At 58.2% G+C, this 13,752-nt stretch carries 15 protein-coding genes; 12 read left to right on the top strand and 3 right to left on the bottom strand.

Annotated elements, in window-relative coordinates; translation table 11 throughout:
• Positions 1–119: 119 nt before the first annotated feature.
• The 12 genes from VR71_RS15875 to nuoN are packed head-to-tail and all read left to right on the top strand — an operon-like array spanning position 120 to position 11,033.
• Entirely contained in the window at positions 120–542 is a 423-nt protein-coding gene (locus VR71_RS15875) for a DUF5333 domain-containing protein (RefSeq protein ID WP_009818948.1), read from the top strand.
• A 6-nt stretch (positions 543–548) separates the two neighbouring features.
• On the top strand, positions 549–2,537 hold the full coding sequence (nuoG, locus tag VR71_RS15870; RefSeq protein WP_045685727.1) for an NADH-quinone oxidoreductase subunit NuoG: 1,989 nt from the start codon (positions 549–551) through the stop codon (positions 2,535–2,537).
• Positions 2,538–2,539: 2 nt separating this feature from the next.
• Complete coding sequence (locus VR71_RS15865) at positions 2,540–2,923, top strand: hypothetical protein (RefSeq protein ID WP_009818946.1); 384 nt, start codon at positions 2,540–2,542, stop codon at positions 2,921–2,923.
• A gap of 7 nt (positions 2,924–2,930) precedes the next feature.
• A complete protein-coding gene (nuoH, locus tag VR71_RS15860; protein WP_045685726.1) occupies positions 2,931–3,968 on the top strand; it encodes an NADH-quinone oxidoreductase subunit NuoH in 1,038 nt (345 codons plus the stop codon).
• Positions 3,969–3,971: 3 nt separating this feature from the next.
• Positions 3,972–4,466 (top strand): NADH-quinone oxidoreductase subunit NuoI, encoded by a 495-nt coding sequence (nuoI, locus tag VR71_RS15855; protein ID WP_009818944.1) that lies wholly within the window; start codon positions 3,972–3,974, stop codon positions 4,464–4,466.
• Positions 4,463–4,876, top strand: coding sequence for a carboxymuconolactone decarboxylase family protein (locus tag VR71_RS15850; RefSeq protein ID WP_009818943.1), 414 nt, complete (start codon positions 4,463–4,465; stop codon positions 4,874–4,876). The genes nuoI and VR71_RS15850 overlap by 4 nt, the downstream gene beginning before the upstream one ends.
• A complete protein-coding gene (locus VR71_RS15845) occupies positions 4,873–5,481 on the top strand; it encodes an NADH-quinone oxidoreductase subunit J (RefSeq protein WP_009818942.1) in 609 nt (202 codons plus the stop codon). Before VR71_RS15850 ends, VR71_RS15845 begins: the two co-directional genes overlap by 4 nt.
• Positions 5,481–5,615 (top strand): hypothetical protein, encoded by a 135-nt coding sequence (locus VR71_RS25140; protein ID WP_296430469.1) that lies wholly within the window; start codon positions 5,481–5,483, stop codon positions 5,613–5,615. The genes VR71_RS15845 and VR71_RS25140 overlap by 1 nt, the downstream gene beginning before the upstream one ends.
• Before the next feature lie 4 nt (positions 5,616–5,619).
• The gene (nuoK, locus tag VR71_RS15840; protein WP_009818941.1) at positions 5,620–5,925 is read left to right on the top strand and encodes an NADH-quinone oxidoreductase subunit NuoK; all 306 of its coding nucleotides are present in this window, start codon (positions 5,620–5,622) and stop codon (positions 5,923–5,925) included.
• Between the two features lie 4 nt (positions 5,926–5,929).
• Complete coding sequence (gene nuoL, locus VR71_RS15835; RefSeq protein WP_045685725.1) at positions 5,930–8,035, top strand: NADH-quinone oxidoreductase subunit L; 2,106 nt, start codon at positions 5,930–5,932, stop codon at positions 8,033–8,035.
• A complete protein-coding gene (locus VR71_RS15830) occupies positions 8,035–9,582 on the top strand; it encodes an NADH-quinone oxidoreductase subunit M (RefSeq protein WP_045685724.1) in 1,548 nt (515 codons plus the stop codon). Before nuoL ends, VR71_RS15830 begins: the two co-directional genes overlap by 1 nt.
• Before the next feature lie 17 nt (positions 9,583–9,599).
• Entirely contained in the window at positions 9,600–11,033 is a 1,434-nt protein-coding gene (gene nuoN / locus VR71_RS15825) for an NADH-quinone oxidoreductase subunit NuoN (RefSeq protein ID WP_045685723.1), read from the top strand.
• Positions 11,034–11,088: 55 nt separating this feature from the next.
• Here the strand turns inward: nuoN and VR71_RS15820 are convergent, their stop codons facing one another.
• The 3 genes from VR71_RS15820 to VR71_RS15810 form a co-directional block, all read right to left on the bottom strand.
• On the bottom strand, positions 11,089–11,490 hold the full coding sequence (locus VR71_RS15820) for a hypothetical protein (RefSeq protein WP_296430468.1): 402 nt from the start codon (positions 11,488–11,490) through the stop codon (positions 11,089–11,091).
• A gap of 113 nt (positions 11,491–11,603) precedes the next feature.
• Complete coding sequence (locus VR71_RS15815; RefSeq protein ID WP_296430467.1) at positions 11,604–12,368, bottom strand: DsbA family protein; 765 nt, start codon at positions 12,366–12,368, stop codon at positions 11,604–11,606.
• Positions 12,365–13,693: a M48 family metalloprotease gene (locus VR71_RS15810; RefSeq protein ID WP_009818935.1), complete on the bottom strand. Its 1,329-nt coding sequence runs from the start codon at positions 13,691–13,693 to the stop codon at positions 12,365–12,367. The genes VR71_RS15815 and VR71_RS15810 overlap by 4 nt, the downstream gene beginning before the upstream one ends.
• Positions 13,694–13,752: the final 59 nt, after the last annotated feature.

Raw genomic sequence — 13,752 nt, 5'->3', positions numbered from 1 at the left:
TTCATATCAGGGGTTTGGGCTGTTTGCTATTGCATAGCAGACACCATGAAACCCATCTGCAGTGCAGATGGGCGCGCCGTGTTGGTGATGCCCCGTACTGATATGAAGGGAATGATCTGATGCGTATGATCCTGTCTTTTATCCTGAGCTTTGGCCTGAGTTTTGGACTGGGTGTATCCGGGAGCGTGGCGTCGGCCAGTGCCGGCTCGCTCTCTCAGGAGGCTGATATAAATAAGGGGCTTTTCTATATGGCAGTCGCCGATGAAATCCGCAAACGCTGCGGTGACATCTCGCCGCGTGTCGTGACCGCCATCTCGTACATGCGAGCCCTCAAAGCCGAGGCGCAGTCGCGTGGCTACACAGAAGCCGAGATTGACGCCTACATCACGGACAAGGCCGAAAAGCGAAAGATACGCGGGCGGAGCGACGATTACATCCGCTCGATGGGGGCCATGCCCAATGACGGCCCGAGCCTGTGCGAACTGGGCCAATCGGAAATCGCGAAGCAAAGCCCGATCGGCAAGTTTCTGAAAGCAAAGTGAGATAATATGTCTGACCTACGCAAGATCATCATCGACGATCAGCAGATCGAGGTAGAGGGCGCAATGACCCTGATTCAGGCCTGTGAGCAGGCCGGGGTCGAGGTGCCGCGCTTCTGTTATCACGAGCGGTTGTCGATTGCCGGGAATTGCCGGATGTGTCTTGTCGAGGTCGTGGGTGGTCCGCCCAAACCGGCGGCAAGCTGCGCCATGCAGGTCAAGGATCTGCGTCCCGGCCCTGATGGCCAGCCGCCGGTTGTCAAGACCAACAGCCCCATGGTCAAAAAGGCCCGCGAGGGGGTGATGGAGTTTCTGCTCATCAACCATCCGCTTGATTGCCCGATCTGCGATCAGGGCGGAGAATGCGATTTGCAGGATCAGGCCATGGCCTATGGGGTGGATTTCAGCCGCTATCGCGAACCAAAGCGGGCGAGCGAGGATCTGGACCTTGGCCCGCTGGTCGAGACCCATATGACGCGTTGCATCTCTTGCACGCGCTGTGTGCGTTTTACCTCCGAGGTGGCCGGGATTATGCAGATGGGTCAGACTGGACGCGGCGAGGATTCCGAGATCACCAGCTATCTGGGGCAAACGCTCGACAGCAATTTGCAGGGCAACATCATTGATTTGTGCCCGGTTGGCGCGCTGGTCAGCAAGCCCTATGCCTTTACTGCGCGTCCGTGGGAACTGACCAAGACCGAAACCATCGACGTGATGGATGCGCTTGGCAGCAGCATTCGGGTGGATTGCAAGGGGCGCGAGGTCATGCGCATCCTGCCGCGCAACCATGACGGTGTGAACGAGGAATGGATTTCCGACAAGACGCGCTTTGTCTGGGACGGGTTGCGGCGTCAGCGTCTGGACCGGCCTTATATCCGTGAAAACGGCAAGCTGCGGGTGGCCTCTTGGCCAGAGGCGCTCGCGTCGGTCGCGCAGGCCATCAAGGGTGCCAAGAAAGTCGCCGGTTTGGTCGGTGATCTTGTTCCCGTCGAGGCAGCCTTTGCCCTGAAAGGTCTGATCGAGGGGCAGGGTGGGCATGTGGAATGCCGCACCGACAAGGCCCATCTGCCCGCAGGCAATCGCAGTGGCTATGTGGGCAATGTCACGATTGAGGTTCTGGATACGGCAAAGAACGTCGTGCTGATCGGCACCGATCCACGTGTTGAAGCCCCGGTTCTGAACGCGCGTCTGCGCAAGGCGTGGATCAAGGGCGCCAATGTCACGCTGGTTGGTCCCAAGGTTGATCTCACCTATGAGTACACCCACGCGGGCACGGATCGAGCCGCGCTTGATGCACTCAAAGTGCCAGAGGATACGATTGTCATTGTCGGCATGGGCGCGCTGCGCGAGGCTGATGGCGCGGCGGTTCTGGCGGCAGCGATGGCGCTCTCGGGTCGGATGCTGGTGCTGCATACGGCGGCGGGGCGTGTGGGCGCAATGGACGTAGGTGCCGTGACCAATGGCGGGCTAGAGGCCGCGATTGACGGTGCTGATGTGATCTACAATCTCGGCGCTGACGAGGTTGAGATCGCGGCGGGGCCGTTTGTGATCTATCAGGGTAGCCATGGGGATCGCGGTGCGCACCGTGCCGATGTGATCCTGCCGGGGGCTGCCTATACCGAAGAACAAGGTCTCTTCGTCAACACCGAAGGCCGCCCACAATTGGCGCTGCGTGCGGGCTTTGCACCGGGTGAGGCTAAGGAAAACTGGGCCATTCTGCGGGCGCTCAGTGGCGAATTGGGCGCGGTATTGCCCTATGACAGCATCGCTCAACTGCGGCAGGCGCTGGTCAAGGCCTTACCCCATCTGAAAAAGATTGATCAGGTGGCGCAGAACGACTGGCAACCGCTGACCAAGGCCGCACTTGGCAAGGCCGATTTCCGGCTGGCGATTGCGGATTTCTACCTGAGCAACCCGATCGCCCGTGCCAGCGAATTGATGGCGGAACTCAGTGCAAATGCTAAGGCGCGCGGTACGCAACCGATGGCGGCAGAGTGAGAATGGTCATGGCCCTCATATCGCCTCTGGCGTTTGGGCTGGCGGGCTGTACCGAGAGCGCGGCCCCCGCGCCCTTTGCGCCCGAGTATCAGGGCATTGAGACGCGGCTCTTGGATGGCGATTTGGTGAATTTCCACGTCCGTATGCGTGGCGCGCGCGACGCCAAGGATGTGGAGCGGTATGCCGAATGCGCCGCCGCGCAATATGCGCTGATCCGGGGCTATGGCTTTGCCCGCCACCTGCGCACCAGTGTTGCGGAACAGGCTGGCATCTGGCAAGGCGATGCGGTCTATACGATCTCGGCGGCTCTGCCCCGAGGGCTACTGACAATCGACGCCGAAGTCGTCGCCGCGAATTGTGCGGAAAACGGAATACCGATGGTGTGAGGACCTGATGGCTGAATTTTTTACAACCCCGCTCGGGATTCTTGTGATCATCTTAGCGCAATGTCTTGCGGTGCTTGGCTTTGTCATGGTGTCGCTATTGTTCCTGGTTTACGGCGATCGCAAGATCTGGGCTGCCGTGCAGATGCGCCGGGGTCCGAATGTGGTGGGCACATGGGGCCTGTTACAGACGGTGGCGGATGCTCTGAAATATGTGGTCAAAGAGGTCGTGGTTCCCGCAGGGGCCGACAAAACGGTGTTCATGTTGGCCCCGATGACGAGCTTCGTGTTGGCGGTGCTGGCTTGGGCCGTGATTCCGATGAACGAGGGTTGGGTCTTGTCGGACATCAACGTCGCCGTGCTCTTTGTCTTCGCCATCTCCTCACTTGAGGTTTACGGTGTGATCATGGGGGGGTGGGCATCAAACTCCAAATACCCGTTCCTTGGATCGTTGCGCTCTGCCGCGCAGATGATTTCCTATGAGGTCTCTTTGGGCCTCATCATCATTGGCGTGATCATCTCGACCGGCTCGCTCAATTTCAGCGAAATTGTCCGGGCACAGGATACCGATTTCGGATTCTTCGGCTGGTATTGGCTACCGCATTTCCCGATGGTGTTCCTGTTCTTTATCAGCGCCTTGGCCGAAACCAACCGGCCGCCCTTCGATCTGCCTGAGGCTGAATCGGAGCTGGTGGCGGGGTATCAGGTGGAATATTCCTCGACGCCGTTCCTGCTGTTCATGGCCGGCGAGTATATCGCGATCTTCCTGATGTGCGCGCTGATGAGCCTTTTGTTCTTTGGCGGCTGGCTGTCACCCATTCCGGGGTTGCCCGATGGGGTGTTGTGGATGATCGGCAAGATGGCGTTCTTCTTCTTCATCTTCGCCATGGTCAAGGCGATCACACCACGTTACCGCTACGATCAGTTGATGCGGATTGGCTGGAAAGTGTTCCTGCCAATGTCTCTGGGATGGGTCGTTATCGTGTCCTTCCTTGCGAAATTCGAAGTGCTGGGCGGCTTTTGGGCCCGCTGGGCGATTGGAGGCTGAACCATGACCAAGATAGATTACGGACGTGCGGCGGGGTATTTCCTGCTCTCCGATTTCATCAAGGGGTTCCGGTTGGGGCTGAAATACTTCTTTGCACCCAAGGCCACGCTGAACTATCCGCATGAAAAAGGCCCGCTCTCGGTCCGGTTCCGGGGTGAGCACGCGCTGCGTCGTTATCCCAATGGCGAAGAGCGCTGCATCGCCTGCAAACTCTGCGAGGCGATTTGCCCGGCGCAGGCGATCACCATTGATGCCGAACCCCGCGATGACGGAAGCCGCCGCACAACGCGCTACGACATCGACATGACGAAATGCATCTATTGTGGTTTCTGTCAGGAGGCCTGCCCGGTCGATGCTATCGTCGAGGGGCCGAATTTCGAGTTTGCCACCGAGACCCGCGAAGAGCTGTTCTATGACAAGGCCAAACTGCTCGCCAATGGCGACCGCTGGGAGGCCGAGATTGCCCGCAACCTCGAGATGGATGCACCCTACAGATGAGCGATCCAACCAACCCCTTTGAGATGATGATGCGTCAGGCTCAGGAAATGGCCAAGGCGATGAACCCGGCACTTGAATCCTTTTCTCCCAAAGGGTTCGAGTCGTTATGGCCGACCATGCCCAAGGAATTCATGGAAATGAGCTTTGGCAAGGGGTTGAACAAGGAGGGGCTGGATGCCAAGACGCGCCTGCTGATCACATTGGCGGGGTTGACCATGTTGGGCGCGCAGAGCGACACCCAGATCCGCATGACCGTTCGCCACGCGCTCGAAGCGGGGGCCACTCAGGACGAGATCGCCGAGACCATTGCGCAGATGGCGATGTTTGCTGGTATCCCTTCGATGACCCGCGCGATGGATTTCGCCCGCGAGGTCATGGACGAGGCCGATAAGGAAGGAAAAGACAAATGACGATTGCGGCCATGGCCTTTTATCTCTTTGCGGTCTCGCTGCTGATCGGGGGACTGTTCACTGTCATCAGCCGCAACCCGGTGCATTCCGTGCTCTGGCTGATCCTGTCCTTCATAAGTGCGGCTGGTCTCTTCGTGCTTCTTGGTGCCGAGTTTGTCGCGATGCTCTTGATCATTGTCTATGTCGGCGCGGTTGCGGTGCTTTTCCTCTTTGTCGTGATGATGCTGGATGTGGATTTTGCCGAACTGAAAGCAGAAATGGCGAAGTATATGCCGCTTGCCCTGCTGATCGGGGTCATCCTGCTCATGCAATTCGGCCTGGTCTTTGGCAATTGGCAGATGGCGGATGGCGCGGAGGCCGCGCGCCGCTCTGTCACCCCGGACGGGGTCGAGAATACTGCCGCCTTGGGGCTTCTGCTCTATGACACCTATTTCATTCTGTTCCAATTGGCGGGCCTGATCCTATTGGTGGCAATGATCGGGGCGATCGTTCTTACGCTGCGGCACCGGACCGATGTCAAACGGCAGGATGTGCTGGCGCAGATGTACCGCGACCCGGCCAAAGCGATGGAATTGCGCGACGTGAAGCCGGGGCAGGGGCTTTAATGGCTGACATCGCGCATCAGGTGGTATCAACCCTCGGTGTGGCGGGTTTGGCCGCACTTTGGGGACTAAAGGCGCTTTTGGGTTTTGCCACCCTGCGCGTCATGAAAAGAAGAAAATTGAGGGTCAGAGGGTGAAACGATGATCGGACTTGAACATTACCTGACGGTGGCAGCGGCGCTGTTCGTCATCGGTATATTTGGCCTCTTCCTGAACCGTAAGAATGTGATCATCCTCTTGATGTCCATCGAACTTATGTTGCTTTCAGTGAATATCAACCTTGTTGCCTTCTCGTCGTTTCTGGGCGATCTGGTCGGGCAGGTTTTCACCCTTTTCGTGCTGACAGTTGCAGCGGCAGAGGCTGCGATCGGCCTCGCGATTCTTGTTTGTTTCTTCCGTAATCGCGGCACCATTGCTGTCGAAGACGTCAATGTGATGAAAGGCTGACGCCATGGAAACCATTCTCCTATTCGCGCCTCTCGTCGGGGCGCTTCTCGCAGGTTTTGGCTGGCGGATCATCGGTGACAAGGGCGCACAGTGGCTGACCACCGGCCTTTTGTTTCTCTCCTGTCTGCTAAGCTGGGTTGTGTTCCTCGGGCATGACGGCGTCATGGAAAAGGTACATCTGCTCGATTGGGTGCAGTCTGGCACGCTAGATACGGCCTGGGCGATACGGATGGATCGCCTGACCGCGATCATGCTGATCGTGATCACGACCGTGTCGGCGCTCGTGCATCTCTATTCCGTGGGCTACATGGCGCATGACGAGAATTTCCGCGAGAACGAGAGCTATCGCCCACGCTTTTTCGCCTACCTGTCGTTCTTTACATTTGCGATGCTGATGCTGGTGACCTCGGACAATCTCTTGCAGATGTTCTTTGGTTGGGAGGGCGTTGGCGTTGCCTCTTACCTGCTGATCGGGTTCTACTATCGCAAGCCGTCGGCCAATGCCGCCGCGATCAAGGCCTTTGTGGTGAACCGGGTCGGGGATTTCGGCTTTGCGCTTGGCATAATGGCGCTCTACTTCCTTGTCGACAGCATCAAGCTCGATGACATCTTTGCCGCAGCACCAATGCTGGCGGAAACGCAATTGACGTTCCTCTGGTCCGAATGGAACGCGGCCAACCTGATTGCAGTGCTTCTTTTCATTGGCGCCATGGGTAAATCGGCGCAGCTTTTCTTGCACACCTGGCTGCCCGATGCGATGGAAGGTCCGACACCTGTGTCCGCGCTTATTCATGCGGCCACCATGGTGACCGCAGGCGTGTTCCTTGTCTGCCGCATGTCGCCGTTGATGGAATATGCACCTGAGGCAAAGACCTTTATTGTCTTCCTCGGAGCTTCGACCGCGTTCTTTGCGGCCACAGTGGGGCTGGTCCAGAATGACATCAAGCGCGTGATTGCCTATTCGACCTGTTCGCAGCTTGGGTACATGTTTGTGGCCGCTGGTGTGGGCGTCTATTCGGTCGCGATGTTCCACCTCTTCACACATGCGTTCTTCAAGGCGATGTTGTTTCTTGGGGCGGGTTCCGTGATCCACGGCATGCATCACGAACAGGACATGCGCAACTATGGCGGGTTGCGCAAGAAACTGCCCTATACCTTTTGGGCGATGATGATCGGCACGCTGGCGATCACCGGCGTGGGCATCCCGCTGACCCATATCGGCTTTGCGGGATTTCTCAGCAAAGACGCGGTGATCGAGAGCGCGTGGGCTGGCACCCAAGGTGGCTATGCCTTCTGGATGCTGGTGATTGCGGCGCTCTTCACCTCGTTTTATAGCTGGCGTCTGATCTTTCTCACCTTCTTTGGCGAGGCGCGCGGCGACAAGCACACACATGAGCACGCGCATGAAAGCCCGATGGTCATGGTGGTCCCGCTCGGGGTACTGGCGCTTGGCGCGGTCTTTGCGGGGATGATCTGGTACAATAGTTTCTTTGGCAGCCATGACGCCGTCAATAAATTCTTTGGCATTGCTGCGCATCACGCAGAAGCGTCTGAGGCACATGGCGCTGATGCAACCGGCGAGGCCGCAGCCGCAACCGACCACGCCGAAGACGTCACGACCGAAGGCAACGCACCTGTCGCAACCCATGGTGAGGCCCCGCAAGGTGCCATCTTCATGCATCCCGACAATCACGTCATGGATGAGGCGCACCATGCCCCCACTTGGGTCAAGGTCAGCCCGTTCATTGCCATGCTGATCGGGTTTGTGATGGCAGTCTGGTTCTACATTCTTGATCCCTCAATGCCGCGTAAAGTGGCCGATACACAGCGACCGCTGTATCTCTTTCTGCTCAACAAGTGGTATTTCGACGAGATCTTCGACTTTCTCTTTGTCCGGCCTGCCAAGGCGCTCGGAAATCTCCTGTGGAAGCGCGGCGATGGGGACGTGATCGACGGGTCGATCAATGGTGTGGCCATGGGGCTCATTCCTTGGGTCACCCGCCTCGCTGGTCGGGCACAGTCCGGCTACATCTTTACCTATGCCTTTGCCATGGTGATCGGGATTGCGGTTCTGGTGACATGGATGACGATCTTCGGGGGGGCCAACTGATGGACAACCTGCTTTCCATTGTGACCTTCATCCCGGTGGTCGCGGCGGCAATCCTTGCGGTTTTTCTCCGTGGTCAGGACGCAGCGGCACAGCGTAATGCCAAATGGGTGGCGCTCATCGCCACCACACTGACCTTTGTCGTGTCGCTGTTTATCCTCTTTCAGTTCGACCCCTCCAACACCGGGTTCCAGATGGTCGAAGAGCGGGAATGGCTCTTGGGCTTGCAGTATAAGATGGGCGTTGATGGGATCAGTGTGCTTTTCGTTATGCTGACGACCTTCATCATGCCGCTGACCATCGCGGCGTCTTGGACTGTGACAACCCGCGTCAAGGAATATATGATCGCCTTCCTGTTATTGGAGACGCTCATGTTGGGCGTATTCATGGCGCTTGATCTCGTGCTCTTTTACCTCTTCTTCGAGGCAGGGCTTATTCCGATGTTCTTGATCATCGGGATATGGGGCGGCAGGGAACGTATCTACGCGTCGTTCAAATTCTTCCTCTACACCTTTCTTGGCTCCGTGCTGATGCTTGTGGCGATGGTCGCAATGTTCTCGGATGCAGGGACCACCGATATTGCGGACCTGCTCAAGCATGAGTTCGAGAGCGAGACGTTCTCGATCCTAGGAGTCCATGTGATCGGCGGCATGCAGACGCTGATGTTCCTCGCGTTCTTTGCCAGCTTTGCGGTCAAAATGCCGATGTGGCCGGTCCACACATGGCTGCCGGACGCCCACGTTCAGGCACCCACGGCTGGCTCTGTTGTGCTGGCAGCGATCCTGTTGAAGATGGGCGGCTATGGCTTCTTGCGCTTCAGCCTGCCAATGTTTCCGGTGGGCACTGAGGTGCTGACGCCTCTGGTGCTCTGGATGTCGGCCATTGCCATTGTCTACACCTCACTGGTTGCACTTGCCCAAGAAGACATGAAGAAACTGATCGCCTATTCCTCGGTCGCCCATATGGGTTACGTCACAATGGGCATATTTGCGGCCAATCAACAGGGCGTGGATGGTGCGATTTTCCAGATGATCAGCCACGGATTCATATCGGGCGCGCTCTTTCTCTGTGTCGGCGTGATTTACGATCGGATGCATACCCGCGAGATTGATGCCTATGGCGGTCTCGTAAACCGGATGCCCGCCTATGCGCTGATCTTCATGTTCTTCACCATGGCCAATGTCGGCCTGCCAGGCACCTCTGGCTTTGTCGGGGAATTCCTGACGCTGGTCGGTGTGTTTCAGGTCAATACATGGGTTGCAGCGGTTGCGACATCAGGTGTGATCCTGTCGGCAGCCTACGCGCTCTGGCTCTATCGTCGGGTGGTCTTTGGTGATCTGATCAAGGAAAGTCTCCGCACCATCACAGATATGAACAAACGCGAGCGGGCGATTTTCGCGCCGCTGGTGGTGATGACGCTCTTGCTTGGGGTTTACCCCCGGCTTGTGACCGACATCACCGGCCCCTCGGTCGAGGCGCTGATTTCCAACGTTGAGACGGCACAGGCCGTGGCGCAAGCTGCGACACAACTTGCCGAAACCTCGCATTGAACCGGAGGCCCTGAGACATGCAGGCTGATCTATCCATAATCCTGCCCGAGATCGTGCTCTCGGCCTATGCGCTGTTGGCGCTCTTGGGTGTGGCCTATACCGGGCAGGACCGAATGGCGGGCATGCTGGTCTGGGTCACGGCGGGGTTGTTTGCGCTGCTGGCGATCTGGATCGGGGCATCGGGGACCGGCACGCGCACCGCCTTTGGCGGCATGTTCAACGATGATGGATTTGCGCGTTTTGCCAAGGTCACGATTCTCCTCTCAGCGGCGGCTGTGCTGGTGCTGGGACAGGATTACATGTCGCGCCGCGGTATTCTGCGGTTTGAATATCCGCTCCTTGTGGCCCTGGCCGTCGTGGGCATGATGGTCATGGTCAGCGCGGGCGATCTGATGGCGCTCTATATGGGGCTCGAACTGCAATCGCTGTCGCTTTATGTCGTGGCCTCTTTGCGCCGGGACAGCGCAAAATCGACCGAGGCGGGGCTCAAGTATTTCGTATTGGGCGCGCTGTCGTCTGGCCTGTTGCTCTATGGGGCGTCGCTGATCTACGGCTTTGCGGGCACAACGCTTTTCTCCGGCATCATCGCAGCAGCCGAGGGGCAGGCTCCGATCGGTCTTTTGATCGGTCTGGTCTTTGTCATCTCCGGTCTCGCGTTCAAGATTTCGGCGGTGCCCTTTCACATGTGGACGCCCGATGTCTATGAAGGCGCGCCAACTCCGATCACTGCGTTCTTTGCGACGGCCCCCAAAATGGCGGCAATGGGGCTTTTTGCCCGCGTCGTGCATGACGCCTTTGGTGGGGTGGTTGCGGATTGGCAGCAGGTGTTGGCGCTTCTGGCGCTGCTCTCGATGTTCCTTGGCGCATTTGCAGCCATCGGCCAGACCGATATCAAGCGTCTGATGGCGTATTCTTCTATTGCCCACATGGGGTATGCGCTGATGGGACTGGCGGCCGGCACGGTGTTTGGTGTGCAGGCGATGCTGATCTATATGGCAATCTATGTCACCATGAACGTGGGAACCTTTGCCTTTATCCTGTCGATGGAACGAGATGGGCAACCGGTGACGGACATTCGCAGCCTCGCCCTGTATTCCCGCGCCGAACCGGGCCGCGCCTTGGCGATGTTGATCCTCTTGTTCAGCCTCGCGGGCGTTCCGCCGCTCTTGGGCTTTTTCGGCAAGCTGTATGTGCTCCGTGCCGCCTATGAAGGTGGGCTTGCATGGCTCGCGATTGCCGGGGTTGTCGCGTCTGTCATCGGCGCGTTTTACTATCTGCGCATCGTCTTCTACATGTATTTCGGAGAAGAGGGGACTGGGGTCGAGACCGGTCGTTCGCCCGTGCAATGGGCGTTTCTGATGGGTTCGGCAGCGGTGATGCTGCTTGGCATCGTCAACATGTTCGGAGTCGAGGCCATGGCACAGGCGGCCGCGGCGACACTGGTCAACTGAGCCTCATTCCAATGCCAAGCCAAACAGGCGCGCCGCAGTGGCGCGCCTGTGTCGTTTATGGGCGCAGATACTTTTCAAGAACGATTGCGGGCATGGCCCCACGCAACAACATGTCTGGCAACACATACGAGGGGGCCATGTCGAGGCCCAGCTCAGCGGCCAGTGCCGCATCCCGCACCATGTCAAATACGCTGACCCGCAGCGAAAGCCGTTCCGCGAGATGGCGTAATTCGTCTTCGGCGGCGGCACAGTCGGGGCAATCATCTTGCGTGAAGAACGCTATTGCGGCGGGCTCGCCCTCTGCCCCAAAGCCGGGCAGACCGGGTGAAAAAAGCTGTCTGGAGGCCCGGTCCAACAGTCCCAAATCACGCGCGGCATCCTCACTATAAAGATCGGTTGCGACAATCTGTGGCCGCTCACGCAATGGATAGATCAGTGCTGGTGTCTCGACCAACACTGCGCGTATTGCCTCTCCGAGTGCCGTTCGCGATGGCTGCGGTAACTCTTGCGCAACGACAGGTAAGGCTGTCCCGTGTAACAGGGCAGCAACGAAGAGGGTAGGGCGCATGGCTATTGTGCGCGGATCTCGTTGGCGATCTCTTGCATGGCATCTTGAGGCAAGTATCCGCGCAGCATTTGATCGCCCATCACAAAGGACGGTGTGCCGGTGATCTGCATTCTCTGACCAAGCGCATGATTGGCGGCGATCACCTCAGAGACCGCCTCGCTGTTCATCTCCGCGATGATTTTAGTGGCATCCAGGCCGAGCGTATCCGCCAGACGGGAGAATCCGGTCTCATTCATGCTGCCGCTATAGCTCATCAGCGCGTCATGCACCGATTTATAGGCCTCATCCCCTGCAACTTGGCGTGTCGCGATGGCAAAGCGAGAGGCGAGCACAGAATCCTCACCCAGAATGGGGAATTCCTTGATAATGAAACGGATATTGCCATCGGCGGCCAAGAGACCCTTCACGTCATCAAAGGCGCGGCGGCAATAGCTGCAGCGATAGTCCATGAATTCAACCAATGTCAGGTTGCCTTCCGGATTGCCCCCAACCCAAGAGTTCGGATCGTTGAAGAGGGCATCGGCATTGCTTCTGACCAGATCGCTATCGGCCTGTGCCTGGCCTTGGGCTTCGCGCTTTTCCAGCACGGCAACTGCTTCCATGATCACTTCGGGGTTCTCGAGCAAGTAAGCTCGAATTTCCTCGCGCAAGAGCGTGCGTTCGGCCTCGTTCAAACTTTCAAGATCGAGCGCGGAGGCCGGCTGTGTCAGAATCAAGCAAAGGCCAAAACTGGCAGAGGACAGAACAGAACGTAGCATCAGGGTCATTTTCTCCGTTTTTCTTCGGCTTCTGCCGCAAAAAGTACATCCTGTGCCCTTTGCCACGCGGCAGAACCGCGGGGTAACAGGGAGGAAGCGCGCGTCGCATGTATCTTAGCATCTTTCAACTGGCCTGCCATCGCATATCGCTCTGCGGTCAGGACCGAGGCCATCCCGTTATTGCCTAACTTTGCATTGGCCTGTGCCAGATCGCGCAGGATGCGGGAGTCACGACCATCGCGCCCCCTCGCGGTTTCCAGAAACTCTGCCGCCTTTTGCACCTGACCATCAGCCAAGAGAGCCCGCCCATAAGATCCAAGGATCAGCGCATTCCGCGGGGCCAGATTGGCAGCGCGCGCATAGGCAGCGACGGCGGGCTTGATCTGTCTGCTTTCCATGAGAATCTGCCCGCGCAACTCGTGCAAATAAGGATCGTTTGGACGCCGTGCGATGGCCCCGTCTATCGCGGCCAAAGCCCGGCGCAGATCAGCCTGCCGATGATAGGCAATTGCCTGACGCATCAATTTGACGTCTTCATAGCCATATTCTCCGGCTCGCGTCAGCGTCCATTTCGGAGATCGCTGAAACGCCGAGAGCTTGCTTTTGGCCCGCGCAAACCAATAGGTTGCTTCAGGGTCGGGCGTTACGGTTTTTGACTGTGCGTCGGCCAATTGGCTGATCCGCCGGAACCGGTCCCGAGAGAGCGGATGGGTGCGCGCATAGGCATCCTGACGGCCTAGCGACAGGGATTCTTGTCCCCGAAATAGATCCATGACCTGCACGGCACCGCGCAGATCGATACCTGCGGCGGCCATAAACCGCATACCGCTGGCATCGGCCGCATTTTCCTCGGCCCGCGTGTGCGAAAAAAAGCTGCGCATCGCGGCCCCCTGAAGCCCGGCTGCGGCCCCTGCGGCAAACTCGCCACTTCCGGCGGCTGCTCCGGCGGCGACGGCCAATGCTGTTCCAAGTGCCGCAGCGGTTCGGGCGTTGCGGGCATTGATCGGGCGACGCATGAGGTGACCATTCGCAATATGGGCCGCCTCATGCGCAATCACCGATTGCAGCATGGCCGGGGTCTCCATCCTCAAGATTAGCCCGGAGTGTATGAAAATACTGTCCGAATCGATCACAAAGGCATTCATGCTCGAATCGTCAATCACCAGAATATCCACCCGTGCGGGACTCAATCCTGCGGCTTGCAATACAGGCGTCGCAAGACTGCGCAAGGCCTGCTCAATATCGGGATCACGCAGCAACGTCACGGCCCGCGCTGGAACAGCCAGCGTCAGGGTCAGCAGCAATGAGAGCGCGGCGAGTCGGAGAAGCAGCATTGACCTTGGCGGCCTTTTCCAGTGAGACGGGTCGGCAAGTGCGCGCAGTCTAGGAGAAA

Origin of the sequence: Roseovarius sp. BRH_c41, assembly GCF_000961715.1 — a bacterium.
In the GTDB taxonomy this organism is placed as follows: Bacteria; Pseudomonadota; Alphaproteobacteria; order Rhodobacterales; family Rhodobacteraceae; genus Roseovarius.
Note: the sequence above shows the minus strand (reverse complement) of the source record. Positions and strands in the feature narration are given on the sequence as shown.

Bases quoted from the DNA above. Each gene is read 5' to 3' on its own strand.
- nuoH (WP_045685726.1), top strand. From the start codon at position 2,931: ATGGCTGAATTTTTTACAACCCCGCTCGGGATTCTTGTGATCATCTTA.
- nuoK (WP_009818941.1), top strand. From the start codon at position 5,620: ATGATCGGACTTGAACATTACCTGACGGTGGCAGCGGCGCTGTTCGTC.
- VR71_RS15845 (WP_009818942.1), top strand. From the start codon at position 4,873: ATGACGATTGCGGCCATGGCCTTTTATCTCTTTGCGGTCTCGCTGCTG.
- nuoN (WP_045685723.1), top strand. From the start codon at position 9,600: ATGCAGGCTGATCTATCCATAATCCTGCCCGAGATCGTGCTCTCGGCC.
- VR71_RS25140 (WP_296430469.1), top strand. From the start codon at position 5,481: ATGGCTGACATCGCGCATCAGGTGGTATCAACCCTCGGTGTGGCGGGT.
- nuoL (WP_045685725.1), top strand. From the start codon at position 5,930: ATGGAAACCATTCTCCTATTCGCGCCTCTCGTCGGGGCGCTTCTCGCA.
- VR71_RS15865 (WP_009818946.1), top strand. From the start codon at position 2,540: ATGGTCATGGCCCTCATATCGCCTCTGGCGTTTGGGCTGGCGGGCTGT.
- VR71_RS15830 (WP_045685724.1), top strand. From the start codon at position 8,035: ATGGACAACCTGCTTTCCATTGTGACCTTCATCCCGGTGGTCGCGGCG.
- VR71_RS15850 (WP_009818943.1), top strand. From the start codon at position 4,463: ATGAGCGATCCAACCAACCCCTTTGAGATGATGATGCGTCAGGCTCAG.
- VR71_RS15875 (WP_009818948.1), top strand. From the start codon at position 120: ATGCGTATGATCCTGTCTTTTATCCTGAGCTTTGGCCTGAGTTTTGGA.
- nuoG (WP_045685727.1), top strand. From the start codon at position 549: ATGTCTGACCTACGCAAGATCATCATCGACGATCAGCAGATCGAGGTA.
- VR71_RS15810 (WP_009818935.1), bottom strand. From the start codon at position 13,693: ATGCTGCTTCTCCGACTCGCCGCGCTCTCATTGCTGCTGACCCTGACG.
- nuoI (WP_009818944.1), top strand. From the start codon at position 3,972: ATGACCAAGATAGATTACGGACGTGCGGCGGGGTATTTCCTGCTCTCC.
- VR71_RS15815 (WP_296430467.1), bottom strand. From the start codon at position 12,368: ATGACCCTGATGCTACGTTCTGTTCTGTCCTCTGCCAGTTTTGGCCTT.